Annotated in this window: 26 protein-coding genes; 14 read left to right on the top strand and 12 right to left on the bottom strand. The window is 66.7% G+C overall.

Going from position 1 to position 21,622, the window contains the following annotated elements:
* Positions 1–56: 56 nt before the first annotated feature.
* A complete protein-coding gene (locus tag CHB77_RS12315; protein WP_242626641.1) occupies positions 57–881 on the top strand; it encodes a DUF6635 family protein in 825 nt (274 codons plus the stop codon).
* 8 nt (positions 882–889) lie between these two features.
* On the opposite strand, the gene queF is transcribed toward CHB77_RS12315, so the two are convergent.
* Positions 890–1,351, bottom strand: a complete 462-nt coding sequence (gene queF, locus CHB77_RS12310) for a preQ(1) synthase (RefSeq protein ID WP_089388520.1) — start codon at positions 1,349–1,351, stop codon at positions 890–892.
* A 97-nt stretch (positions 1,352–1,448) separates the two neighbouring features.
* Between queF and CHB77_RS12305 the strand changes: the two genes are divergently transcribed.
* Positions 1,449–1,850 carry a group III truncated hemoglobin gene (locus CHB77_RS12305; RefSeq protein ID WP_089388519.1) on the top strand — a complete coding sequence of 134 codons (402 nt, stop codon included), beginning with the start codon at positions 1,449–1,451 and terminating at the stop codon, positions 1,848–1,850.
* On the opposite strand, the gene CHB77_RS12300 is transcribed toward CHB77_RS12305, so the two are convergent.
* The 4 genes from CHB77_RS12300 to ispH all read right to left on the bottom strand — a co-directional run bounded on the left by CHB77_RS12300 (position 1,847) and on the right by ispH (position 4,556).
* Positions 1,847–2,473, bottom strand: a complete 627-nt coding sequence (locus CHB77_RS12300) for a trimeric intracellular cation channel family protein (RefSeq protein WP_089388540.1) — start codon at positions 2,471–2,473, stop codon at positions 1,847–1,849. The genes CHB77_RS12305 and CHB77_RS12300 overlap by 4 nt on opposite strands.
* A 2-nt stretch (positions 2,474–2,475) precedes the next feature.
* Complete coding sequence (gene rnhA / locus CHB77_RS12295; protein ID WP_089388518.1) at positions 2,476–2,943, bottom strand: ribonuclease HI; 468 nt, start codon at positions 2,941–2,943, stop codon at positions 2,476–2,478.
* Positions 2,936–3,535, bottom strand: coding sequence for a glutathione S-transferase family protein (locus CHB77_RS12290; RefSeq protein WP_089388517.1), 600 nt, complete (start codon positions 3,533–3,535; stop codon positions 2,936–2,938). Before CHB77_RS12290 ends, rnhA begins: the two co-directional genes overlap by 8 nt.
* Positions 3,536–3,599: 64 nt before the next feature.
* Positions 3,600–4,556: a 4-hydroxy-3-methylbut-2-enyl diphosphate reductase gene (ispH, locus tag CHB77_RS12285; RefSeq protein WP_089388516.1), complete on the bottom strand. Its 957-nt coding sequence runs from the start codon at positions 4,554–4,556 to the stop codon at positions 3,600–3,602.
* 157 nt (positions 4,557–4,713) lie between these two features.
* On the opposite strand from ispH, the gene secG reads away from it, so the two are divergent.
* The 3 genes from secG (at position 4,714) to CHB77_RS12270 (ending at position 8,079) form a co-directional block, all read left to right on the top strand.
* On the top strand, positions 4,714–5,241 hold the full coding sequence (gene secG, locus CHB77_RS12280) for a preprotein translocase subunit SecG (RefSeq protein WP_089388515.1): 528 nt from the start codon (positions 4,714–4,716) through the stop codon (positions 5,239–5,241).
* Between the two features lie 152 nt (positions 5,242–5,393).
* Positions 5,394–7,037, top strand: coding sequence for a CTP synthase (locus CHB77_RS12275; RefSeq protein WP_089388514.1), 1,644 nt, complete (start codon positions 5,394–5,396; stop codon positions 7,035–7,037).
* A 130-nt stretch (positions 7,038–7,167) separates the two neighbouring features.
* A complete protein-coding gene (locus CHB77_RS12270; RefSeq protein WP_089388513.1) occupies positions 7,168–8,079 on the top strand; it encodes an aminoglycoside phosphotransferase/kinase family protein in 912 nt (303 codons plus the stop codon).
* A 55-nt stretch (positions 8,080–8,134) separates the two neighbouring features.
* On the opposite strand, the gene CHB77_RS12265 is transcribed toward CHB77_RS12270, so the two are convergent.
* Positions 8,135–8,689 (bottom strand): LabA-like NYN domain-containing protein, encoded by a 555-nt coding sequence (locus CHB77_RS12265; RefSeq protein WP_089388512.1) that lies wholly within the window; start codon positions 8,687–8,689, stop codon positions 8,135–8,137.
* Positions 8,690–8,794: 105 nt separating this feature from the next.
* On the opposite strand from CHB77_RS12265, the gene folK reads away from it, so the two are divergent.
* From folK to CHB77_RS12245, 4 genes are all read left to right on the top strand, one after another.
* Positions 8,795–9,394, top strand: a complete 600-nt coding sequence (gene folK / locus CHB77_RS12260; RefSeq protein ID WP_242626642.1) for a 2-amino-4-hydroxy-6-hydroxymethyldihydropteridine diphosphokinase — start codon at positions 8,795–8,797, stop codon at positions 9,392–9,394.
* Positions 9,395–9,465: 71 nt separating this feature from the next.
* Complete coding sequence (rpoZ, locus tag CHB77_RS12255; RefSeq protein WP_089388510.1) at positions 9,466–9,819, top strand: DNA-directed RNA polymerase subunit omega; 354 nt, start codon at positions 9,466–9,468, stop codon at positions 9,817–9,819.
* A gap of 30 nt (positions 9,820–9,849) precedes the next feature.
* On the top strand, positions 9,850–11,964 hold the full coding sequence (locus CHB77_RS12250) for a RelA/SpoT family protein (protein ID WP_089388509.1): 2,115 nt from the start codon (positions 9,850–9,852) through the stop codon (positions 11,962–11,964).
* Between the two features lie 43 nt (positions 11,965–12,007).
* Entirely contained in the window at positions 12,008–12,637 is a 630-nt protein-coding gene (locus CHB77_RS12245) for a DUF2062 domain-containing protein (RefSeq protein WP_089388508.1), read from the top strand.
* A 70-nt stretch (positions 12,638–12,707) separates the two neighbouring features.
* Here CHB77_RS12245 and CHB77_RS12240 read toward each other — a convergent pair whose 3' ends face one another.
* Entirely contained in the window at positions 12,708–14,051 is a 1,344-nt protein-coding gene (locus CHB77_RS12240) for an alpha,alpha-trehalose-phosphate synthase (UDP-forming) (protein ID WP_089388507.1), read from the bottom strand.
* The gene (gene otsB / locus CHB77_RS12235; protein WP_165456277.1) at positions 14,051–14,797 is read right to left on the bottom strand and encodes a trehalose-phosphatase; all 747 of its coding nucleotides are present in this window, start codon (positions 14,795–14,797) and stop codon (positions 14,051–14,053) included. The genes CHB77_RS12240 and otsB overlap by 1 nt, the downstream gene beginning before the upstream one ends.
* 148 nt (positions 14,798–14,945) lie before the next feature.
* Between otsB and CHB77_RS12230 the strand changes: the two genes are divergently transcribed.
* From CHB77_RS12230 to msrA, 3 genes are read left to right on the top strand one after another with little or no spacing between them, the layout of a single operon-like run.
* Positions 14,946–15,905, top strand: coding sequence for an NAD(P)H-dependent flavin oxidoreductase (locus CHB77_RS12230; protein WP_089388505.1), 960 nt, complete (start codon positions 14,946–14,948; stop codon positions 15,903–15,905).
* A gap of 60 nt (positions 15,906–15,965) precedes the next feature.
* The gene (gene msrB / locus CHB77_RS12225; protein WP_089388504.1) at positions 15,966–16,412 is read left to right on the top strand and encodes a peptide-methionine (R)-S-oxide reductase MsrB; all 447 of its coding nucleotides are present in this window, start codon (positions 15,966–15,968) and stop codon (positions 16,410–16,412) included.
* Positions 16,409–16,915 (top strand): peptide-methionine (S)-S-oxide reductase MsrA, encoded by a 507-nt coding sequence (msrA, locus tag CHB77_RS12220; RefSeq protein ID WP_089388503.1) that lies wholly within the window; start codon positions 16,409–16,411, stop codon positions 16,913–16,915. Before msrB ends, msrA begins: the two co-directional genes overlap by 4 nt.
* Before the next feature lie 10 nt (positions 16,916–16,925).
* Here the strand turns inward: msrA and CHB77_RS12215 are convergent, their stop codons facing one another.
* Positions 16,926–17,531 carry a YqgE/AlgH family protein gene (locus CHB77_RS12215; RefSeq protein WP_089388502.1) on the bottom strand — a complete coding sequence of 202 codons (606 nt, stop codon included), beginning with the start codon at positions 17,529–17,531 and terminating at the stop codon, positions 16,926–16,928.
* Between the two features lie 102 nt (positions 17,532–17,633).
* Between CHB77_RS12215 and CHB77_RS12210 the strand changes: the two genes are divergently transcribed.
* Positions 17,634–18,422 carry a protein-disulfide reductase DsbD domain-containing protein gene (locus CHB77_RS12210; protein WP_165456278.1) on the top strand — a complete coding sequence of 263 codons (789 nt, stop codon included), beginning with the start codon at positions 17,634–17,636 and terminating at the stop codon, positions 18,420–18,422.
* Here CHB77_RS12210 and CHB77_RS12205 read toward each other — a convergent pair.
* The 3 genes from CHB77_RS12205 to CHB77_RS12195 form a co-directional block, all read right to left on the bottom strand.
* Positions 18,419–19,159 (bottom strand): uracil-DNA glycosylase, encoded by a 741-nt coding sequence (locus CHB77_RS12205; RefSeq protein ID WP_089388539.1) that lies wholly within the window; start codon positions 19,157–19,159, stop codon positions 18,419–18,421. The genes CHB77_RS12210 and CHB77_RS12205 overlap by 4 nt on opposite strands.
* A gap of 77 nt (positions 19,160–19,236) precedes the next feature.
* Positions 19,237–19,941 carry a response regulator gene (locus tag CHB77_RS12200; protein WP_089388500.1) on the bottom strand — a complete coding sequence of 235 codons (705 nt, stop codon included), beginning with the start codon at positions 19,939–19,941 and terminating at the stop codon, positions 19,237–19,239.
* A 13-nt stretch (positions 19,942–19,954) separates the two neighbouring features.
* Positions 19,955–20,467, bottom strand: a complete 513-nt coding sequence (locus tag CHB77_RS12195) for a MarR family winged helix-turn-helix transcriptional regulator (protein ID WP_242626643.1) — start codon at positions 20,465–20,467, stop codon at positions 19,955–19,957.
* A 158-nt stretch (positions 20,468–20,625) separates the two neighbouring features.
* Between CHB77_RS12195 and CHB77_RS12190 the strand changes: the two genes are divergently transcribed.
* On the top strand, positions 20,626–21,495 hold the full coding sequence (locus CHB77_RS12190; protein ID WP_089388537.1) for a branched-chain amino acid aminotransferase: 870 nt from the start codon (positions 20,626–20,628) through the stop codon (positions 21,493–21,495).
* Positions 21,496–21,622 lie beyond the last annotated feature (127 nt).

Raw genomic sequence — 21,622 nt, 5'->3', positions numbered from 1 at the left:
AATTCGGGGTCCGAACGCCAGAAATTCCATGCCGCCCTCTATAGAAAGGCGCTTGCGTGCCCGCAACCCTGACCGACGATGCCCTGATCCGCCGCCGCGTGGCGGTGTCGCGGTTCGTGCGCGACCGATACGGGCCGCGCGGCACCTGGCGGCTGCACCGCGCGGCGATGGGGTGGGATCTGCTGCGCGCGCCGGTCAACGTGGTGCTTTCGCCGGTGTTCCTGCTGACGCGGCTGCTGGCGTGGGTGTTGTCGCGGCTGGGCGCCGGACGCGCGGGCGGTTGGCTGTCGGCGCGGCGGGTGTTCCTGCCGTCCGACCTGGGCCGGATAATCCAGACCGACCTGCTGGCCCTGATCGCCGACCTGGACGCCCAGGGCATCGGCCCGAACGCCCCGCCACAGGCCGTCCGCCACCAGGCCGCCGCCCTGGCCGAAACGCGCAATGCCGTGGCCGAGATCACGACCTCGCTGATCGTGCTGCTGTCCGGCTGGCTGCTGTTCAACCGCGCGACGCCGGGCGTGATCTCGCTGGCCGGTCCGCTGGCCGAGATCCGCGCCCATGCCACGGCAGTCAACGATTTCCTGCTGGGCGACACGCTGGGCCGGGCCTGGTACTGGGCCTTTCCCGTGCAGCTTTCGCCCTGGCAGGTGGTCCTGACCGGGGTTGCCCTGGCCGTGGCAGGGTCGCTGGTCACGACCTTTGCCGGTCTTGTCGCCGATCCGGTCCAGGTCTGGGCGGGCACCCACCGCCGCCGCATCCTGCGCCTGCTGTCACGGCTGGACCGGGCCGAACCCGCCGGAGAGATCGAGCGCGAACACCTGCTGGCCCGCGCGGGCGACCTGTCGGATGCGCTGCTGATGCTGTGGCGCAATCTGCGCTAGCTGCCCGATCAGCCTCTGCCGCGATACCCTGCCACCCCCTGATCCGGCAGCCACAGCCCGGCTGGCGCCGCACCCGTCTGCCAGAACACGTCGATGGGCATTCCCCCGCGCGGATACCAGTATCCGCCGATCCGCAGCCATTGCGGCGAGATGGTTTCGGCCAGCCGCTTGCCGATGCCCACCGTGCAATCCTCGTGAAAGGCGCCGTGGTTGCGGAAGCTGCCCAGAAACAGCTTCAGCGACTTGGATTCCACCAGCCAGTCGCCGGGAACATAGTCGATCACCAGATGCGCGAAATCCGGCTGGCCCGTCATCGGACACAGGCTGGTGAATTCGGGCTGGGTAAAGCGGATGGCATACACCTCGCCCGCCTGGGGGTTCGGGACGCGTTCCAGCACCGCCCGGTCGGGGCTGGCGGGCAGGTCTGTCGCGGCGCCAAGCTGGGTCAGCGCGTCGGTGTAATGGGGCATGGGGTATCCTGTGCTGCGGCGCGGGGGGATAGCAGCCGCTGCCCCATGCGTCAAACCGCGTCTTGCATCCGGCCTGCCGCCGCGCCACATGGTCCCCATGATCCCGCCCCGCTTCGACGTGACGCCCGACCAGATCGACCAGGTGGTCGCCGTCTTCTACGGCGCCATCCGCCGGCACGAAGTCCTGGGTCCGGTCTTTGCCCGTCACGTCGCCGACTGGCCCGCGCACGAGGCGAAGATCGCCGCCTTCTGGCGCAACGCGATCCTGTACGAACGCAGCTATGACGGCAGCCCGATGCGCGCCCACATGCGGGCGGGCGACGTGCGGGCCGATCACTTTCCGATCTGGCTGGCGCTGTTTGACGAAACCCTGCGCCGCATCCTGCCCCCAGGCACGGCCCGCGCCTGGTCGGCCCTGGCGCATCGCATCGGCCAGGGCCTGCGCATGGGGGTTCGGGACATCCGCCCCGCCCATGCAGGACCGCCGATGCTGCGCTAAAGGCGCGGCGGGCGCGCCTTGTAGGTCGGCAGGCTCCACCCCAGCAGCAGGCTGCCCGCGCGGAGCGCGATCACGATCAGCCCGCAAAAGATCAGCGCCACGGGCCGGGGCATCCCGACGCCGATCAGCGCGACCGCGACCACCGCGCCGCCAAAGGCCGCGGTGACGTAAAGCTCTTTCTGCTTCAGCACCATGGGCAGTTCGTTTCCCACCACATCGCGGATCAGCCCGCCAAAGGTGCCGGTGACGACGCCCATCGCCACCACGACGGCCGGGCTGACGCCTGCCTCCAGCGCCAGGCCCACGCCTGCCGGAACGGCCACCGCCAGGGCGAAGGCGTCCAGCCAGACGATCAGGTTATACCGGCTTTCGAACAGATGCGCGGTGAAGAACACCACGACCGCCGCCCCCGCCGTCAGCAGGATCAGTTCCGGGCGCTGCACCCAGAACACCGGATCGCGGCCCAGGACCAGATCGCGCACCGTGCCGCCGCCGATTCCGGTCAATGTGGCAAAAAAGATGAAACCGACCAGATCCAGTTGCGCCCGGCTGGCGACCAGGGCGCCGGTCAGGGCAAAGACCAGCACGCTGGCATAGTCCAGCCACGGAACCAGACCCGCCAGCGTCACCCCGCGGCCCTTGCGGGTTTGAAGGGCGCCATGCCGCCCCGCGCCAGTTCGTCGGCGCGTTCGTTTTCGGGATGACCGGCATGGCCCTTGATCCAGGCCCAGGTCACGTTGTGGCGCCGCTGCGCCTCGTCCAGGCGCTGCCACAGTTCGACGTTCTTGACCGGCTTGCGGTCGGCCGTCTTCCAGCCGTTGCGCTTCCAGCCGTGAATCCACTGGGTCACGCCGTTCTTGACATAGGCGCTGTCGGTGGTGATGGTGATGGCGCTTGGCCGGGCCAGAACTTCCAGCGCCGAAATCGCGGCCATCAGCTCCATCCGGTTGTTGGTGGTCAGCGCCTCGCCCCCCGCCAGTTCGCGTTCCTTGACGACCGTCTCGCCCTCCATGGCGCGCATCAGCACGCCCCAGCCGCCGGGTCCGGGATTGCCGCTGCACGCGCCGTCGGTCCAGGCGAAAAGCTCAGTCATCGATCCCCACATATCCGGGCAGGCCCGCCAACCGGTCCAGCCAGCGATTGATCGCCGGGAATCGCGCCATGTCGAAGCCGCCGCGTTCGCCCGCCGTGTGGGTATAGCCATACAGGCAGATATCCGCCAGCGTGGCATGATCGCCCGCCAGCCAGTTCCGCCCGGACAACCGATCCTCGATCACCTGCAACACGCCGTGGCCCCGGTCCAGCAAGTCCGCCAGCCGTTCGGGCGTCGCCTGCGCCGCACGGTCGGGATAGGTCAGCAAGGCGGCGCGGACGGCGATCACCGGCTCGTGGTTGTATTGTTCCCAGAACATCCATCCCAGCATCTGCGCGCGGGAAATGGCATCGGTGGGAATGAAATCCGTCCCCTCGCCCAGATACCACAGGATCGCATCGGATTCGCCTAAGGTCCGCCCGTCGTCCAGAACCAGCGCCGGCACCTTGCCATAGGGCAGCACGGACTTGGCCTGTGCCAGGTTGGCCGATCCGTATTCGCAATCCACCACCTCGGCCCCCTGCCCCAGCAGCGCCAGCAGCAGCCGCACCTTGTAGCTGTTGCCCGACGAGGGCATCGAATAAAGCCGCATCCTCTTTGCCTTGGGTTAAATATCCTCGGGGGGTCCGGGGGGCGAAGCGTCCCCGGCTGGCGCGTCAGACAGCTTCCCGCAGCACCTTCGGCACCTTGAACTCGACGTTTTCCTGCGCCGTCTCGACGATCTCGACCGTCACGTCGTACCGGTCGCGGAAGGCGTCGATCACCTCGTTCACCAGCACCTCGGGGGCGCTGGCGCCAGCGGTGACACCCACGGCCGTCGCGCCGTCGATGGCGCGCCAGTCGATCTGGTCGGCCCGCATCACAAGCTGTGCATAGGCGCAGCCGGCGGCCCGCCCCACCTCGACCAGACGTTTCGAATTGGACGAATTCGGCGCCCCGATCACCAGAAGCGCGTCGATCTTGTGGGCGACCGCCTTGACCGCCGCCTGGCGGTTGGTGGTGGCATAGCAGATGTCCTCGCGCGCGGGGCCGACGATGGCGGGGAATCGCGCCTGCAAGGCCAAGACGATTTCGGCGGTGTCGTCGACCGACAGCGTGGTCTGGGTGATGAAGGCGAGACGGCCGGGATCGCGCGGCGCGATGCGTGCCACGTCGGCGACCGTCTCGACCAGGATCACCTCGCCTGGGGGCAATTGCCCCATGGTGCCCAGCACCTCGGGGTGGCCCGCATGGCCGATCATCACCATCTGCAACCCGTCCGCATGATGGCGCGCGGCCTCGTTGTGAACCTTCGTGACCAGCGGACAAGTCGCATCGACATGGATCATGTTGCGCCGCCGCGCCTCGGCGGGCACGGCCTTTGGCACGCCATGGGCCGAAAAGATCACCGGCCGGTCGTCGGGAACCTCGTCCAGTTCCTCGACAAAGACGGCGCCCTGATCGCGCAAGGAATCCACGACGAACTTGTTGTGCACGATCTCGTGGCGGACATAGACCGGGGCGCCCCATTTCTGCAACGCCAGTTCCACGATCTTGATGGCCCGATCCACGCCCGCGCAGAACCCGCGCGGCGCGGCCAGATAGAGCATGAGAGGAGGTTTTGCCTGTTCCATGCTGCGTGAGGTAACGTGCCGGGGCGGTTTCGTCCAGCACCGGGCAAAGGCAATGCAGCCCTGCATGCCGGGTGATCGCCAGGCCGGGGACACTCCGCTTGCCATCATCGGCTTGCGCGACTAGATAGGCGCGTCCGAAAATGAAAGGCCGAAAGCCGTGGAAAACGTCGTCCTGACCATCCATCTCATCCTCGCGGTGCTGCTCACCGGTGTGGTGCTGCTGCAACGCTCCGAGGGTGGCGGGCTTGGCATGGGCGGCGGCGGTGGCGTGATGACCGGCCGCCAGGCGGCGAATGCGCTGACCCGGCTGACCTGGATCTTTGGGATCGCGCTGTTCGTGACCTCGATCGCGCTGACGATCATCGCGGCGCGGCAGGTGTCCAACAGTTCGATCATGGACCAGTTGGGCGTGCCCGCGGGACGACAGGAATCGACCCTGCCGCAGGCTCCGGTCTATGTGCCGCCGCCGACCACCGGCACGGCGGGCGATCCGCTGACCCCGCCCGCACCCGACGCCCCTGGGACCGCCGCGCCCCAGACGGGCGCCGCTGTCCCCGATACGCCGGCGACCGATACCGCGACCCAGCCTTCGGCCCCTGCGGCCGGCGCTCCGGCGGACGAACCCGCGACGCCTCCGGCGGACACCGCGCCGTCCGGCACGGCGACCCCGGCACCGGCGAACTGATCCGCACCAGCCCTGGGGGCGGGCCGTTCCGCCCCTACAGGACTTGCGGTCCATTGCGGCCACGGGGCGAATCGGCTATGTCTCAAGCCCCGTGATGCTGGTCGCCCGGCGGCCCGCAGCCAATCGGAATTTGCGAAATCACGGGGGCCTTCATGGCGCGTTACATCTTCATCACCGGCGGCGTCGTGTCCTCGCTCGGCAAGGGACTGGCCTCGGCGGCACTGGGCGCGCTGTTGCAGGCACGGGGCTTCACGGTGCGGCTGCGCAAGCTGGACCCCTATCTGAACGTCGATCCCGGCACCATGTCCCCCTTTGAACATGGCGAGGTGTTCGTCACCGACGACGGCGCGGAAACCGACCTGGACCTGGGCCATTACGAACGCTTCACCGGCGTCTCGGCGCGGCGCACCGACAGCGTGTCGTCGGGCCGCATCTATTCCAACGTGCTGGAAAAGGAACGCCGGGGCGAATACCTGGGCAAGACCATCCAGGTGATCCCCCATGTCACCAACGAGATCAAGGACTTTATCGCCATCGGCGACGACGAGGTCGATTTCATGCTGTGCGAGATCGGCGGCACGGTGGGCGACATCGAGGGGCTGCCCTTCTTCGAGGCGATCCGCCAGTTCATCCACGAACGCCCGCGCGGCCAGTGCATCCTGATGCACCTGACGCTGCTGCCCTATCTGGCGGCGTCCGGGGAACTCAAGACCAAGCCCACCCAGCACTCTGTCAAGGAACTGCAATCCATCGGCCTGGCCCCCGACGTTCTGGTCTGCCGGTCCGAACATCCGATCCCGGAAAAGGAACGCGCCAAGATCGCGCTGTTCTGCAACGTGCGCCCCGATGCCGTGATCCCCGCCTATGACCTGAAGTCGATCTACGAGGCGCCCCTGGCCTATCACCGCGCGGGGTTGGACCGCGCCGTGCTGGACGCCTTTGCCATCAGCCCCGCCCCGCGCCCCGACCTGTCGAAATGGGAAGACGTGATGGACCGGCTGGAGAATGCCGAGGGCCAGGTGAACATCGCCGTGGTGGGAAAATACACGCAGCTCGAGGATGCCTACAAATCCATCGCCGAGGCGCTGACCCACGGCGGCATGGCCAACCGCGTGCGCGTGCGCGCCGACTGGGTGGACAGCGAAAAGCTGGAAGGCGAGGGCGCGCATCTGCTGGACGGATACCACGGCATCATCGTGCCGGGCGGTTTCGGCGAGCGCGGCACCGAAGGCATGGTCGCCGCCGCCCGCTATGCCCGAGAGAAGAAGGTGCCCTATCTGGGCATCTGCCTGGGAATGCAGATGGCCGTGATCGAGGCCGCCCGCAACCTGGCCGGAATGCCCGACGCCGGGTCCGAGGAATTCGACCACGAGGCGGGCAAGACGCGCTTTACCCCTGTCGTCTATCACCTCAAGGAATGGGTGCAGGGCAATTACACCGTGCAGCGCAAGGTCGGCGACGACAAGGGCGGCACCATGCGGCTGGGCGCCTATACCGCCATCCTGACCCCGGATTCCCGCATCAGCGAGGTCTATGGCGGCGCGACCCAGATCGAGGACCGCCACCGCCACCGCTATGAGGTCGACGCGACCTATCGCGATCAGCTGGAACAGGCGGGCCTGTGCTTTTCCGGCATGTCCCCGGACGGCAAGCTGCCCGAGGCGGTCGAATATGCCGACCACCCCTGGTTCATCGGCGTGCAGTCGCATCCCGAACTGAAGTCCAAGCCGTTCGGGCCGGCGCCGCTGTTTGCCGGATTCGTCAGGGCCGCGATGCAGGAAGGCCGACTGGTCTAGGCGACCACGGATCTTGATTTCCACGCGCGGCCAAGGTCCGATGGCAACCGAGGCACGGTGCCCCCAGGACACTCCGCCGCGCGTTCGTTCCCAGTGAAAGCCTGCCATGCACATCCAGACCTGACCCCCCATGATCGACCGCATCGCCGAAGAACGGCGGATCGCCGTGTACTTGACAGACAGACTGGGCGGGGGCTGGCACGCGTCCTGCGTATCCGCCCGGATGAAGGCAGGCCGGGTCGAGGCGGTGTTCCGCGCCGAAGGACCGGACGGACGCAGGCTGGCGATCAAGCAATGCGCCCATCCGCGCAAGGCGATCAACGAATTTTCCGCCTTGCAGGCCCTTGCGGCCGCCAGCAGCGATTGCGTCAGGCCGGTCTTTCTGAACGATCAGGCATCCCTGTTCGCGATGGAATGGATCGAGGCGCCGACGATCAAGCAGTTGATGCACCAGCCGTCCCGCCTGGATCTGATCCGAAAGGCGGGCCGCTGGCTGCGGGCGCTGCATCGCGCGACCAGACACTGGACCCCGCAGCGCGACCCCCAGATCGAGGGGGCCTTGCTGATCGACCCGCAGGCGCCCGAGTTCCGGCGCGTCAACGACCGGCTGCGGGCGCGGCGGGCGCGGCTTGGGATCCGGTTCCTGTTCCATTCCCTGCTGCATTCCGATTTCCACATGGGCAACCTGTTCGTCGTGGACGGCCGGGCGGTCGCCTTCGATCCGCTGGCCATGCGGCGCGGCACGCCCATGTTCGACGTGGCCGATTTTCTGGTGCTGTCCGAAATCTATCGCCTGCACGCCCAGACGCAAGGGAATGCCTGGCCCGATTGCGAAAGGCGGGACCGGCAGGCGTTCTTGGAGGGCTACGGGCGGCTTGCGCCCTGGCAGAACCGTCTGCTGGCCTTTGCGATGGACGTCAAGATCGCGCGCATGTGGCACCATCACGCCAAGTCGGCCCATCGCACCCTGCTGGAGGAATCCGAATTCGCCCTGTTGCAGAACGCGATGCGCGACAGGGCCTTGCTGGGCCACGCGCCCTGAACCGGCACCGGCGCCATCTGCCCGGTGCCCGTCAGGACTTGCAAGGCCGGGGTTTTCAGGTCTCCGCCTGCTGCGCCGCCTCGCGCGGCGGCCGCCCCACGATGTCGCGCAGCGCGTCCAGTTCGATGAAGTTGTCCGCCTGACGGCGCAGATCATCGGCGATCATCGGCGGCTGGCTGCGGATGGTGGACACCACGGACACGCGCACCCCCTGGCGCTGCAACGCCTCGATCAAGGGGCGGAAATCGCCGTCGCCCGAAAAGATCACGGCATGGTCCAGCCGGGGGGCCAGCTGCATGGCGTCGATGGTCAGTTCGATGTCCATGTTGCCCTTGATCTTTCGCCGGCCCATGGTGTCGGTGTATTCCTTGGCGGGCTTCGTCACCACGCAATAGCCGTTGTAATGCAGCCAATCGACCAGCGGGCGGATCGGGGAATAATCCTCTCCCTCGACCAGGGCGGTATAGTAATAGGCCCGCATCAGCTTGCCGCGCCGGTCGAATTCCTGCCGCAACAGCTTGTAGTCGATGTCGAAGCCCAGGGCCTTGGCGGATGCGTAAAGATTGGCTCCGTCGATGAAGATCGCCAGGCGATCATCCTTGTAAAACATTCCTGTTGCCTTCAATAAAACTTCGCGTTCAAGACGCGGACGGGAATGGCGAGACACCGGCGCGACAAGCCCGGCCGCAAGAACGTCATAGAACAAAAGGGCCGTATGGAGAACTTGTCTTTCGGTATCGTTGCCCTGGGTGCGAACCTTCCGTCCGGTGCGGGCGATGCCGTTCGGGCGCTGCGCGACGCGCTGGCCATACTGCACAGCCGATTTAACATTTCAATAGCCTCTGTCAGCCGGATCTGGCGGACCCCGGCCTTTCCGCCGGGATCGGGACCGGACTATGCCAACGCCGCCGCGACGATCCGCACCGGCCTGGCCGCGGCCGATCTGCTGGAAGGCCTGCACGGGATCGAGGCGCGTTTCGGCCGCGACCGCAGCACCGGCCGCTGGGCGGCGCGGGTGCTGGATCTGGACCTGATCGCGCTTGACGATCTGATCCTGCCCGACCCTCGGACGTTGCGCCGCTGGATCGACCTGCCCCTGGACCGCCAGCGGATCCAGGTTCCCGACCGTCTGATCCTGCCTCATCCCCGACTTCAGGACCGGGGTTTCGTGCTGGCGCCGCTGGCCGAAATCGCGCCCGATTGGCGCCACCCCTTGACCGGGATGCCGGTGTCGCGGATGCTGGCGGACCTGGGGCCGGACGGCCTGTCCGGGATGGCTCCGCTGCCGCCGGACGCGGCCAGGCCCCGACCTTGACAATTGCACCCCTGGCGTCCAGAACCTCGGTTTCGCCCCGGATACCCGATTCGAAACTGCACAGGTGAGACATGGCCCGCGTAACGGTTGAAGACTGCGTTGACAAAGTCCCGAACCGCTTTGATCTGGTGATGCTGGCCTCGCATCGCGCCCGAGAGATCACCGCGGGCAGCGCGCCGACGGTGGACCGCGACAACGACAAGAACCCGGTCGTCGCCCTGCGCGAGATCGCCGAGGAAACCCAGCCCGTGGACGACCTGCGCGAACGCATGATCGAAGCGACCCAGACCCAGATCGAGATCGACGAGCCGGAAGAAGACGCCATGGCGCTGCTGCTGGGTGCGGAAATCGACCGCCCAAAGCCCGCCGACGAGGAATCCGAGGAACGGATGCTGCGCATGATGCTGGAAGCCAACCAGCGGTAAGGGCACGAAAACAGAGGTCTTCGGCAGCATATGATCGACGTCGAAGACCTTCTTGCGCTTGTCCGCAACTACAACCCGCGCAGCAACGCCACCCTTCTTCGCGATGCCTATGAATACGGGATGCGGATGCACGAAGGGCAGTTCCGGCATTCGGGCGAACCCTATTTCACCCATCCCATCGCCGTTGCCGCCATCCTGACGGAAATGCGGCTGGACGACGCCACCATCGTCACCGCCCTTTTGCACGACACGGTGGAAGACACGCGGTCCACCAAGCAGGATCTGACCGCCACCTTCGGCGAGGAGATCGCCGACTTGGTCGATGGCGTCACCAAGCTGACCAACCTGGAACTGTCGTCCGCCCAGTCCAAGCAGGCCGAGAATTTCCGCAAGCTGTTCATGGCCATGTCGCGCGACCTGCGGGTGATTCTGGTCAAGCTGGCCGACCGGCTGCACAACATGCGCACCATCCGGTCCATGCGCCCCGAAAAGCAGGTCAAGAAGGCGCGCGAGACGATGGACATCTATGCCCCCCTGGCCGGGCGCATGGGGATGCAGTGGATGCGCGAGGAGCTGGAGGATCTGGCCTTCAAGGTCATCAACCCCGAGGCGCGCAATTCCATCATCCGCCGCTTTGTCAGCCTGCAACGGGACAGCGGCGACATCATCGGCCAGATCACCGCCGACATCCGCGTCGTTCTGGAAAAGGAAGGGATCGAGGCCGATGTCTTTGGCCGCGCCAAGAAGCCGTTTTCCGTCTGGCGCAAGATGCAGGAAAAGCAGCTGGCCTTTTCGCGGCTGTCCGACATCTATGGCTTTCGGATCATCACCCGCACCGACATGGACTGCTATCGCGCGCTTGGCGTGATCCACCAACGCTGGCGGGCGGTGCCGGGGCGGTTCAAGGACTACATCAGCCAGCCGAAATCGAATGGCTATCGGTCCATCCACACCACCGTGTCGGGTCGCGACGGCAAGCGGGTCGAGGTGCAGATCCGCACCCGCCAGATGCACGAGGTGGCCGAAGCGGGCGTGGCCGCGCACTGGGCCTATCGCGACGGCGTGCCCACCAAGAACCCCTTCGCCGTCGATCCCGCCGAATGGATCGACAGCCTGACCGACCGGTTCGAGGACGAGGACCACGACGAGTTCCTGGAAGCTGTCAAGCTGGAGATGTATCAGGACCAGGTGTTCTGCTTTTCGCCCAAGGGCGACGTGCTGCAACTGCCCAAGGGGGCGACCCCCATCGATTTTGCCTATGCGATCCACACGCGGTTGGGCAATTCCTGCGTCGGCGCCAAGGTGGACGGCATTCGCGTGCCCCTGTGGACGCGGCTGAAGAACGGGCAGTCGGTGGACATCATCGCCGCGTCCGGGCAGCGCCCGCAATCGACCTGGCTGGACATCGTGGTGACGGGCCGCGCCAAGGCCGCGATCCGCCGGTCCCTGCGCGAGGAGGATCGCGACCGCTTCATCCGCCTGGGCCGCGAACTGGTGCGCGTCAGTTTCGAACATGTGGGCCGCAAGGCGACCGACAAGGCCCTGCGCACCGCCGCCCGGCAGATGGGCCTGGCCGACGGCGACGAATTGCTGGCCCGCATCGGCAGCGCCGAAAATTCCGCCAAGGAGGTGTTGCAGATCCTGTATCCCGACCTGGCCGCCCACCAGGACGAAATCGACGGCACCCGCCCCTTTACCGGGGTCGAGGCCGACGCGGATTTCAAGCGCGCGCCCTGCTGCAAGCCGCTGCCGGGCGAACGCATCGTCGGCATCACCTATCGCGGCAAGGGCGTGGTGATCCATGCCATCGACTGCCCGGTGCTGGCCGAATACGAGGACAGCCCCGACCGCTGGGTCGATGTGCAATGGCGCGCGGGCCGCCATCCGGCGGCTTATTCGACGGTCCTCAGCCTGACCATCCGCCACGACGCGGGGGTGCTGGGACGCATCTGCGGGCTGATCGGTTCGCAGGGGGCCAATATCTCGAACCTTGAATTCAAGGACCGCAAGCCCGACTTCTACCGCATCGAGGTCGAGGTCGAGTTGCGCGATCAGGAACATCTGCACAACCTGCTGACCGCGCTCGAGGCGGAAAGCGACGTGGCGCAGGTCGCGCGCATCCGCGATGTCGCGATGAGGCCCTGACAGGTCACATTCCCCCTGGGGCAGGCAGAAAGGATCGGCACGGGTGTTCAAGCGCAGCAAGCCGCGCTCTTACGGGCAGATGGCCAGCGAACTGGTGTATCCGCGCGGCGGGTTCCGCCGGTCGTTTGCCTATCTGTGGCTTCGCATCCGCCGCCTGCCCGACCAGCCGCACCGCATCGCCCGCGGCCTGGCGGCCGGGGTGTTCCTGTCCTTTACCCCATTGCACGGGTTTCATTTCATCGTCGCGGCGCTTGTGTCGCTGGCAATCCGGGGCAATGTGCTGGCGGCGTTTATCGGCACCTTCGCGGGCAACCCGCTGACGACGCCGTTCATCGCCCTGGCCTCGGTCGGCCTGGGCCGCACTTTGCTGGGGATGCCGGGCGACATGTCGCCGCAGGTGATCTTTCGCGAATTCGCCCATGCCACGGCCGAGCTTTGGCACAACGTCATGTCGGCGATCGGCCCAAGCCCCACCAGCTGGAGCGGGTTGTCCGAATTCTGGCGCGAGATTTTTATCCCCTATGCGGCAGGCGGTGCGGTGTTGGGCGGGATCGCGGCGGTTCTGTCCTTTTATCTGACCCTGCCCATCGTGCGGCGCTATCATCAGCGCAAGACCCTGGCGATGGCCAAGCGGATCGCACGAGTGCAGGACAGGGGCCGAGACAGCGGCTGAACCCGCCGGGGGCGCTTCGCCCCCCGGCACCCCCGAGGATATCCGGACCAAGCCAAAGGCGTTTCGCGTCCTAGGCCAAGGCGTCCAGATACGTCTTGGACCACCAGCCGACATCCTGTTCGACGACGCCCCGCAACAGGGCCGCATGGCGCGACCGGCGTTCGTCCAGCGGCATGGCGATGGCCTGATGCATGGCCTGGGCCAGTTCGCCGGGGTCGTGCGGGTTGATTATCAGCGCCTCTGTCATGGCCTCGGCCGCGCCGGCAAAGCGCGACAGGATCAGGACGCCGGGATCCGCGGGATCCTGGGCCGCGACATATTCCTTGGCCACCAGGTTCATGCCGTCGGCCAGGGGCGTGACCAGGCCGATGCGGGCCTGCCGGTACAGCCCGGCCAGTTCGTTGCGCGGGATCGGACGGTGGATAAAGCGGATCGGGGTCCAGTTGACGGTGGCGAACTGGCCGTTGATGCGTCCCGCCAGATGTTCGGTTTCCTCGCGGATCTGCTGATAGGCGTCGACCGATTCCCGCGTCGGCGGGGCGATCTGCAACAGCATCACCTTTTCGGTCAGGGACGGATCGCCCTCCAACAGCGCCTGAAAGGCCCGGAACCGCTGGGGAATCCCCTTGGAGTAATCCAGACGGTCCACCCCGATCATGATCTGGGCGCCGGTCAGGCTGCGCATCCGGTCTTCCTCCCTCGCACCCTCGGCCTCGGCGAGGAAGGCTTGGGCATCGATGCCGATGGGAAAGACACCGGCCCGCATGTCGCGTTCGGCCACGCGGAAACGGTTGTCCGAAAGCTGTTCAAGATCGGACAGGCTACGCGCACTGGCCGCGAAATTGTCCAGATCGCGCTGCGCCTGAAAGCCCACCAGGTCGTAATGGGATAGCCAGTCGAACAGTTCGGCAGGATTGGGCAGGGTCGCGCAATCGGTGGGACCGGGGAACGGGATGTGCAGGAAATGTCCGATCGGCGCGGTGACGCCCAGCCTGCGCAGTTCTTGCGCCAAGGGGAACAGCTGATAGTCCTGCACCCAGATCCGGTCGCCGGGCCGCAGGTGCGGGACCAGCATCCGGGCGATCCGTTCGTTCACCCGGCGATAGCCGTCCAGGTATTCCGGCAGGATCCGCATCAGGTCCGCCCGGCCATGGCAGACAGGCCACAGAACCGAATTGGAATAGCCCAGGTAATAGGTGTCGTGATCTTCGGGCGTCAGGTCGAACGACGCGCGCTGAAACGCCGCGCCATCGTGGAACGTCAGGTCGTCGGCAGGCGCTTCGGCCGTTTCGCCCGAAAACCCGACCCACAGCCCGCCCGAACTGCGCAGCGCGTCGTCCAGCGCGACCACCAGCCCCCCCGAGGGATTGTCGCCCAGCGGAATGCGGTTCGAGATGGCGACCAGCCGTCCCATCAGCGCGCCCCCGCCAGAACGGCGTCCAGCCACCCGGCCAAGGCGGCGGGATCGGCCAGGCGACAGCGGGCAACGGTGTCGCCCGCGCCGATCTTGATCCCGCATCCGCCGCGTGCCTGGGCATGGGCCATCGCGGCCTCGTCCGTCAGGTCGTCGCCCGCATAGACCGGCACGCGGCCCGCAAAGGGCGGGGCGGACATCAGCCGGTCCAGGGCGCCGTCCTTGCCGGTCCCGCCGGGGCGCAGTTCGACCGCCATCTTGGCCGGTTGCAGCACCATGCCGGGATGGGCGGAGGCCAATTGCGCCATCGCAGCCTCGACGACGGGGCGCAGGGACGGATCGGCACGGTAATGCATCGCCACGCCATGCGGCTTGGGTTCGACCAGGATCGCCGGACGGTCCGCCACCGCATCGGCGGCGGCGCGGTGCAGGGCCGCCACGTCCAGTTCGATCCGATGCGTCGTCTGGATCGCCTTGCCGTCCAGCGAAAGTTCCGCCCCATGGCTGCCCGCGATCGCACCGGGAAAACCCGGCAGCCAGGATCGCAGGTCGGCGATGTCGCGGCCCGACACCAGCGCCACCGCCCCGTCCAGCCGGTCGTGCAGCCGAATCAGCCGGTTTTCCAGCCCGTCGGGAATCACCACAGCGTCGGGCCTGGGGGCAATATCGACCAGGCAGCCATCGAAATCCAGGAACAGGGCGGTATCGGCGGTCAGGTCGGGCAAGCCGGGCGCGGGTGTCTGCATGGGCGGGAAAGGCTCCTTCGGATCGGGATTCAGGGGTTCAACCATTTGACGCCGCGACGGGTTCGGCCGCAACCCGGCATTTCCGCGGCGTCACCGCTTGCGGCAGGGACGGGCGCGCGCCATCGTCGCCCGAAACCCGGAGGATCCCATGCTGCCGTCCATCCTGCAAAACCTGCGCATCCCGGTCGTGGCCTCGCCCATGTTCATCGTGTCGGGTCCGGATCTGGTCATCGCGCAGTGCAAGGCAGGCATCGTCGGCAGCTTTCCCGCGCTCAACGCGCGCGAAAAGGATGGCGAGCCGCCGTTGCTGGATTCCTGGCTGACCCGCATCGCCGAGGAACTGGACCGCCACAACCAGGCCAATCCCGACTGTCCGGCAGCGCCCTTCGCCGTCAACCAGATCGTCCATCGCAGCAACGCCCGGCTGGACCGCGACATCGAGATCTGCCACCGCCACAAGGTGCCGATCTGGATCACCAGCCTGGGCGCGCGGGTCGAGGTGAACCAGGCCGCCCACGATTGCGGCGGCATCGCGCTGCACGACGTCATCAACACCGTCTTTGCCAGAAAGGCCATCGAAAAAGGCGCCGACGGGCTGATCGCGGTCGCGGCGGGCGCGGGCGGCCATGCCGGGCCGCTGTCGCCATTCGCCCTGGTCCAGGAAATCCGCGACTGGTTCGACGGCCCGCTGCTGCTGTCGGGCGCCATCGCCACGGGCCGCGCGGTGCTGGCCGCGCAGGCGATGGGGGCGGATCTGGCCTATATCGGCAGCCCCTTCATCGCCACGTCCGAGGCGAACGCGCCCGGCGATTACAAGCAGATGATCGTGGACAGCGCGGCGGGCGACATCGTCACCTCGTCGCTGTTCACGGGGGTATCAGGAAACTACCTCGCACCGTCGATCCGGGCGGCGGGGATGGATCCCGACACCCTGGACAGCGCCGATCCGTCGTCGATGAACTTCGGCAGCGCAAAGGCCAAGGCCTGGAGCCAGGTCTGGGGATCGGGCCAGGGCATCGGCGCCGTGCGCGACATCGTGCCCGCCGCCCAACGCATCGACCGGCTGGCCGCCGAATATGCCGCGGCCCGTGCGGCAATCTGCGCCTGACCTTTGCGATCCCGCCCGCCCTTCCCATATTGGGCGGACAAGGACCAGCGGAGGACAAGCATGGCCTATCAGAAAACCGCCGACGCCGTGGCCCGGCTGACGCCCGAACAGCGGCGCGTCACCCAGGAAAACGGCACCGAGCGCGCCTTTACCGGCGAATACGATCATCATTTCGAACCCGGAATCTATGTGGACGTGGTGTCGGGCGAACCGTTGTTCGCGTCATCCGCGAAATACAATTCCGGCTGCGGCTGGCCGGCCTTCACAAAGCCCATCGACGGCAACGTGACCGAACACCGCGACGTGACCTATGGCATGGTCAGGACCGAGGTTCGGTCGAAACACGGCGACAGCCATCTGGGCCATGTCTTTCCCGATGGTCCGGTCGAGGCGGGCGGGTTGCGCTATTGCATCAATTCGGCGTCCCTGCGGTTCGTGCCCAGGGACCGGATGGAGGCCGAGGGTTACGGCCGGTATCTGCCGCAGGTCGAGGGGGCGCGGTCATGACCGAACGCGCCGTTCTTGCCGGAGGCTGCTTTTGGGGGATGCAGGATCTGATGCGCCGCCTGCCCGGCGTGATTTCCACCCGCGTGGGCTATACCGGCGGCGACGTGGCCAATGCGACCTATCGCAACCATGGCGACCATGCGGAAGGTATCGAGGTGATCTTCGACCCCACCATCCTGTCCTATCGCAAGCTGCTGGAGGTGTTCTTCCAGATCCACGATCCCAGCACGCCGAACCGGCAGGGCAACGACATCGGCCGCAGCTACCGCTCGGCCATCTATTACGCCGACGAGGACCAGAAGCGCGTGGCCGAGGACACCATCGCGGATGTCGATGCGTCTGGCCTGTGGCCGGGCCGCGTGGTGACGGAACTGGAACCCGTGGGCGATTTCTGGGTGGCCGAGCCGGAACACCAGGATTACCTGGAACGATTCCCGAACGGCTATACCTGCCATTTTCCGCGCCCGAACTGGGTTCTGCCGAAACGACGCGCCGCCGAATAGGCGGTACCGCTTAGGCGCGGCCCGCCGCGGCGGACAGCAGCGACGGGTCGATCCCCTGGGCACGCAGCGCATTCTGCCATTTGTCGGAATGCGAATCGCCAAAGATCAGGTCTTCGGCCCCGTTGCCGGTCAGCCAGCCGTTTTGCAGCATCTCGTCCTCCAGCTGGCCCGGCCCCCAGCCCGCATAGCCAAGCGCGAGGACGGCGGACGCCGGGCCGTGGCCGTGGGCAAGCTCCTCCAGGATGTCGCGGGTGGTGGTCATGGCCAGCGTGCGGCCGATGCGCAGCCTTCCTTCGGGATCGTCGCCATGTTCGGGAACATTGTGCAAAACGAATCCCCGGCCCGGTTCGACCGGACCGCCGAACCGCACCTCGATCTGCCGGGCCGCGGCGTCGGTCGCGATGCCCAGCTGTTCCAGAAGATCGCCGAAATCGATTTCGGGCAAGGGCCGGTTCAGGACCAGTCCCATCGCGCCTTCGTCGGTATGCGCGCAGATCAGGACCACCGACCGTTCAAAGCGCGGATCGGCCATGCCGGGCATGGCGATCAGGATCTTGCCGGTCAGGTTGGTGTGGTCGTTGCCTTCGGAACGGCGGCGTTCGGGGGTGCTGTTCATCGGGTCTCCTTCCCATCCAAGATCGGATTCTGGCGCAATTGTTGCAAGTGCCGCGCGGATTTGTGACTTCTTTCCTTTCGTCCAAGCCGCTAGCAAATGACCATGATCCGTATCGTCCCATCCCTTGCCGGCCCTGCCGCAGCGATGCTGTGGTTTGCCGCCCTGCCCCTGGCCGCCCAGGAATTGCCGACTGGTTTGGACGGCGCGCGCATCCTGCCCGGCTGGACCCAGTCTGATGGAAGCCGAATCGGCGCCATCGAGTTCCGGTTGCAGCCCGGATGGAAAACCTATTGGCGCAATCCCGGCGACAGCGGCTTGCCGCCGGTGTTCGACTGGCAAGGGTCGGAAAACCTGCGCGACGTCGCCTTTCACTGGCCTGCGCCGCAGGTGATCTCGTCGGGCGACGACCTGGCGCTCGGCTATCGCGACCATCTGATCCTGCCCTTTACAGCCCGGCCCGCCGATCCCGGCCTGCCGGTCGGTCTGGCGGTTTCGGTGGATTTCGGGCTGTGCAAGAACATCTGCGTTCCGGCCCGTGTCGCGCTGCGCGCGGATGCGGCGGGCGCTGCGCCCGATCCGGCGATCCTGACCGCGATGACGCAGGTGCCCCGGCCAGACGCCGATCGTCCCCGCTGCACCATCAGCCCGATCGAGGACGGAATGCGCGTCACCGCCACCCTGCCCCGCCCCGTCGCCCTGGCCGCGATGGAGTTGGAGGGCAGCGATGTCTGGGTATCGGGCACAGAACTTCGGACCCGGTCGGGTGAAACGACGCTGACCGCCGATTTCGTTCCGCTTCAAGCCGTGCCGTTCGACCTGCCGACAGACCGGTTGGTGTTCACCCTGATCGACGATGCAGGCGCGGTCGAGTTGCGGGGCTGTACGGACTAGGCAGCCCCGTCCAGACGGGCCGACAGCGACAGAAGGTCAGCCCAGGCCTCGCGCTTGGCAGGGGGATTGCGCAGCAGATAGGCAGGATGGGTCATCGGCAGGGCGGGACGTCCGAATGCCTGAACCCAGGTTCCGCGCAGCCGCAGGATGCCGCGACGCCCGATGGCGGCATCGCAGGCGATGTTGCCCATCAGCACGATCAGATCCGGCGCGGCCAGTTCGATGTGGCGACGCACGAAAGGCAGGCTGACCGCGATCTCGTCGGGTTGCGGGTCGCGGTTGCCGGGCGGGCGCCAGGCCAGAACATTGGTGATGTACAGCGCCTGTTCGGCATCGACCGCCCGGCGAGACAGGCCGACAGCGTCGAACATCCGGTCCAGCAACTGGCCCGACCGTCCGACGAAGGGACGGCCCTGGCGGTCCTCCTCGTCTCCCGGCGCCTCGCCCAGGATCAGGACGCGCGCCGCGGGGTTGCCGTCGGCAAAGCAGAAATTGCGGGCGCCCTTTTTCAGTTCGATGCCGTCGAACGCCTGCTGCGCTGTCGCAAGGGCGTCCAGCGTCATGGCCGCCGCCGCCAACGACTCGGCCAGGGCCACGTGGGCGGACAGGTCGTCGTCGGCACCCAGGATCAGCGCAGGCGCAGGGGTCGGCGCGCCGGCAGAAACCGCCGTCTGCGGGCGTGCCGCCAGATCGAACCGATCCACGGGCGCATCCAGCACGGGTTCGTCCGCGCCCATCTCGGCCTGCCACTCCAAAAGGGCCAGCGCGGTCTCTGCGTCCAGGTCGGTGCCGCGATAGGTCGGTTGTCCCACGGTCAGTCCACCACCAGCATGTATCCGGTGCCGCGCACGGTTTGCAGGAATCGCGGTTCGCGGGGGTCGGGTTCGATCTTTCGGCGCAGGCGGGTGATCTGCACGTCGATGGCGCGTTCGGAGTTGTCGCCCTCGTCCCCGCCGCCGCGGCCCAGATCCTCGATCAGGTCGGCGCGGCTGACGGGTTCGCCCCGGCTGGCGGCAAGGCGGCGCAGCAGCGACTGTTCCGTCCCGGTCAGGCGCAGGTGGTTTTCGCCCTGCCACAATTCGCCCTTGTCGATGTCGTACCGCAGGGCGCCCAGGGACAGGAACTTGGGTTGGTGCATCTCGGGCGCGGGCACCCGGCGCAGGATCGCGCTGATGCGCAGCAGCAGCTCGCGCGGCTCGAACGGCTTGGGCAGGTAATCGTCGGCGCCGACCTCCAGTCCGGCGATGCGGTCCTCGGTCTCGCCGCGCGCGGTCAGCAGCAGGATCGGCGTGGTCAGCCTTTCGCGCAAGCTGCGGGTCAGGGCGAACCCGTCCTCGCCGGGCATCATCACGTCCATCACGATCAGGTCGAAGTCCAGCCCCGCCAACAGCCGCCGGGCCTGCGCCGCATCGCGGGCCAGCGTCACCAGATAGCCGCTCTTGCGCAGGAATCGGCCCAGCAGCGCACGGATGCGTTCGTCGTCGTCGACGATCAGCAGATGGGCGTCGGACTGGCTCATGTCGTGCAGGCCTTTATTCGGGCAGATCCTTCATCGACTGATACTGCGCCCGCGTCTCGGGGTCCATCATCGCCTCCAGCACCTGACGGAACCCCGCCACCGCCTGCGGCCCGGCGCTGCGATAAGCCTGGCGCATCCGCGCCCGCTGCGCCTCGGACAGGCGGCGTTCCAGGGCGGCGCCCTTTTCGGTCAGGAACAGCAGACGTTCGCGCCGGTCGCGGCGGCCGACCCGGCTTTCGACCAGACCGTCGTCGATCAGCGCGCGCAACACCCGGTTCAGCGACTGCTTAGTCACGCCCAAAACGGCCAGCAGCGACGTCACCGTCAGCCCCGGATCGCGGTGGATGAAATGCAAGGCCCGGTGATGGGCGCGGCCATAATCCAGATCGGCCAGGATCAGGTCGGGATCGGCGGTGAAGGCGCGATAGGCAAAGAACATCGCCTCGATCCCGCGACGCAGCTTGTCGTCGGTCAGAAACAGCAGATCGTCGCCCATCATGCCGTGAACGCGTAGCGGTTCGGCCATCCTGTCACCTCTTGTCCTTGTCCTGTCCTTGATAGGACAGCGATGTTGACTTTCCACGATTCGATTGCTAGCCGTCAAGGGCTTCGCGCAACAAAAGGGCCGATACCGGGCGGACCCGCGCAAGATCCGCAAAGCCCGGACTGATTTTGGAGAGTATGATGACGGGCGCATATGACGATCGCGACGGCAAGATCTGGATGGACGGCGAACTGGTCGATTGGCGCGCCGCGAACGTGCATATCCTGACCCACGCGCTGCATTACGCCAGTTCCGTGTTCGAGGGCGAACGCTGCTATGACGGCACGATCTTCAAGGGCCACGACCATTCGCTGCGGCTGATCGAATCGGCCCGCCTGCTGGACATGGAATCGCCCTATACCGCCGAAGACATCGACGCCGCGAAAGAGGCCGTGCTGAACGCCAACGGTTTCACGAACGCCTATGTCCGCGCGGTGATGTGGCGCGGATCCGGTCCCGACATGGGCGTGTCGGCGTCGCGCAACCCGGTGCGCATGGCGGTCGCCTGCTGGGAATGGGGCAGCTATTACGGCGACGCGAAATGGCAGGGCGCGAAACTGGACGTGGCGAAATGGAAACGCCCGTCGCCCGAAACCATCCCCACCGCCGCCAAGGCCGCGGGCCTTTACATGATCTGCACGATGTCGAAACACGCGGCCGAGGCCAAGGGCTGTTCCGACGCGCTGTTCATGGACTGGGAAGGCTATGTCGCCGAGGCGACCGGCGCCAACATCTTCTTCATCAAGGACGGCGAGGTCCACACCCCGCTGGCCGACCGCTTCCTGAACGGCATCACCCGCCAGACGATCATCGGGATGCTTCGTGATGGGGGGACCACGGTCCACGAACGCCGCATCCGCCCCGAGGAACTGGAGGATTTCCAGGAATGCTTCCTGACCGGCACGGCGGCCGAGGTGACGCCGGTCGGGCAGATTGGCGATTGGCATTTCCAGGTGGGGCAGACCACGCGGAAAGTGGCCGAGGATTACGAGCGGCTGGTGCGGGCGTGAGGGGGTGGGGGGCTTCTCTGGTGGGAGCGGCCCACTTCCAATACGGTGGCTGGGAACCTCACTTCTCGGGATTCCCCCGAGCGCGGGCCTTACAGACCGAAGAAATTACCCACTCACCCCATTTCCG

The sequence above is a fragment of the Paracoccus sediminis genome, from assembly GCF_900188295.1.
In the GTDB taxonomy this organism is placed as follows: Bacteria; Pseudomonadota; Alphaproteobacteria; order Rhodobacterales; family Rhodobacteraceae; genus Paracoccus; species Paracoccus sediminis.
Note: the sequence above shows the minus strand (reverse complement) of the source record. Positions and strands in the feature narration are given on the sequence as shown.

Bases quoted from the DNA above. Each gene is read 5' to 3' on its own strand.
- queF (WP_089388520.1), bottom strand. From the start codon at position 1,351: ATGCCCCATTACACCGACGCGCTGACCCAGCTTGGCGCCGCGACAGAC.
- CHB77_RS12305 (WP_089388519.1), top strand. From the start codon at position 1,449: ATGATCCCGCCCCGCTTCGACGTGACGCCCGACCAGATCGACCAGGTG.
- rnhA (WP_089388518.1), bottom strand. From the start codon at position 2,943: ATGACTGAGCTTTTCGCCTGGACCGACGGCGCGTGCAGCGGCAATCCC.
- CHB77_RS12290 (WP_089388517.1), bottom strand. From the start codon at position 3,535: ATGCGGCTTTATTCGATGCCCTCGTCGGGCAACAGCTACAAGGTGCGG.
- ispH (WP_089388516.1), bottom strand. From the start codon at position 4,556: ATGGAACAGGCAAAACCTCCTCTCATGCTCTATCTGGCCGCGCCGCGC.
- CHB77_RS12275 (WP_089388514.1), top strand. From the start codon at position 5,394: ATGGCGCGTTACATCTTCATCACCGGCGGCGTCGTGTCCTCGCTCGGC.
- CHB77_RS12270 (WP_089388513.1), top strand. From the start codon at position 7,168: ATGATCGACCGCATCGCCGAAGAACGGCGGATCGCCGTGTACTTGACA.
- CHB77_RS12265 (WP_089388512.1), bottom strand. From the start codon at position 8,689: ATGTTTTACAAGGATGATCGCCTGGCGATCTTCATCGACGGAGCCAAT.
- folK (WP_242626642.1), top strand. From the start codon at position 8,795: ATGGAGAACTTGTCTTTCGGTATCGTTGCCCTGGGTGCGAACCTTCCG.
- rpoZ (WP_089388510.1), top strand. From the start codon at position 9,466: ATGGCCCGCGTAACGGTTGAAGACTGCGTTGACAAAGTCCCGAACCGC.
- CHB77_RS12250 (WP_089388509.1), top strand. From the start codon at position 9,850: ATGATCGACGTCGAAGACCTTCTTGCGCTTGTCCGCAACTACAACCCG.
- CHB77_RS12240 (WP_089388507.1), bottom strand. From the start codon at position 14,051: ATGGGACGGCTGGTCGCCATCTCGAACCGCATTCCGCTGGGCGACAAT.
- otsB (WP_165456277.1), bottom strand. From the start codon at position 14,797: ATGCAGACACCCGCGCCCGGCTTGCCCGACCTGACCGCCGATACCGCC.
- CHB77_RS12230 (WP_089388505.1), top strand. From the start codon at position 14,946: ATGCTGCCGTCCATCCTGCAAAACCTGCGCATCCCGGTCGTGGCCTCG.
- msrB (WP_089388504.1), top strand. From the start codon at position 15,966: ATGGCCTATCAGAAAACCGCCGACGCCGTGGCCCGGCTGACGCCCGAA.
- msrA (WP_089388503.1), top strand. From the start codon at position 16,409: ATGACCGAACGCGCCGTTCTTGCCGGAGGCTGCTTTTGGGGGATGCAG.
- CHB77_RS12215 (WP_089388502.1), bottom strand. From the start codon at position 17,531: ATGAACAGCACCCCCGAACGCCGCCGTTCCGAAGGCAACGACCACACC.
- CHB77_RS12210 (WP_165456278.1), top strand. From the start codon at position 17,634: ATGATCCGTATCGTCCCATCCCTTGCCGGCCCTGCCGCAGCGATGCTG.
- CHB77_RS12205 (WP_089388539.1), bottom strand. From the start codon at position 19,159: ATGGGCGCGGACGAACCCGTGCTGGATGCGCCCGTGGATCGGTTCGAT.
- CHB77_RS12200 (WP_089388500.1), bottom strand. From the start codon at position 19,941: ATGAGCCAGTCCGACGCCCATCTGCTGATCGTCGACGACGACGAACGC.
- CHB77_RS12195 (WP_242626643.1), bottom strand. From the start codon at position 20,467: ATGGCCGAACCGCTACGCGTTCACGGCATGATGGGCGACGATCTGCTG.
- CHB77_RS12190 (WP_089388537.1), top strand. From the start codon at position 20,626: ATGACGGGCGCATATGACGATCGCGACGGCAAGATCTGGATGGACGGC.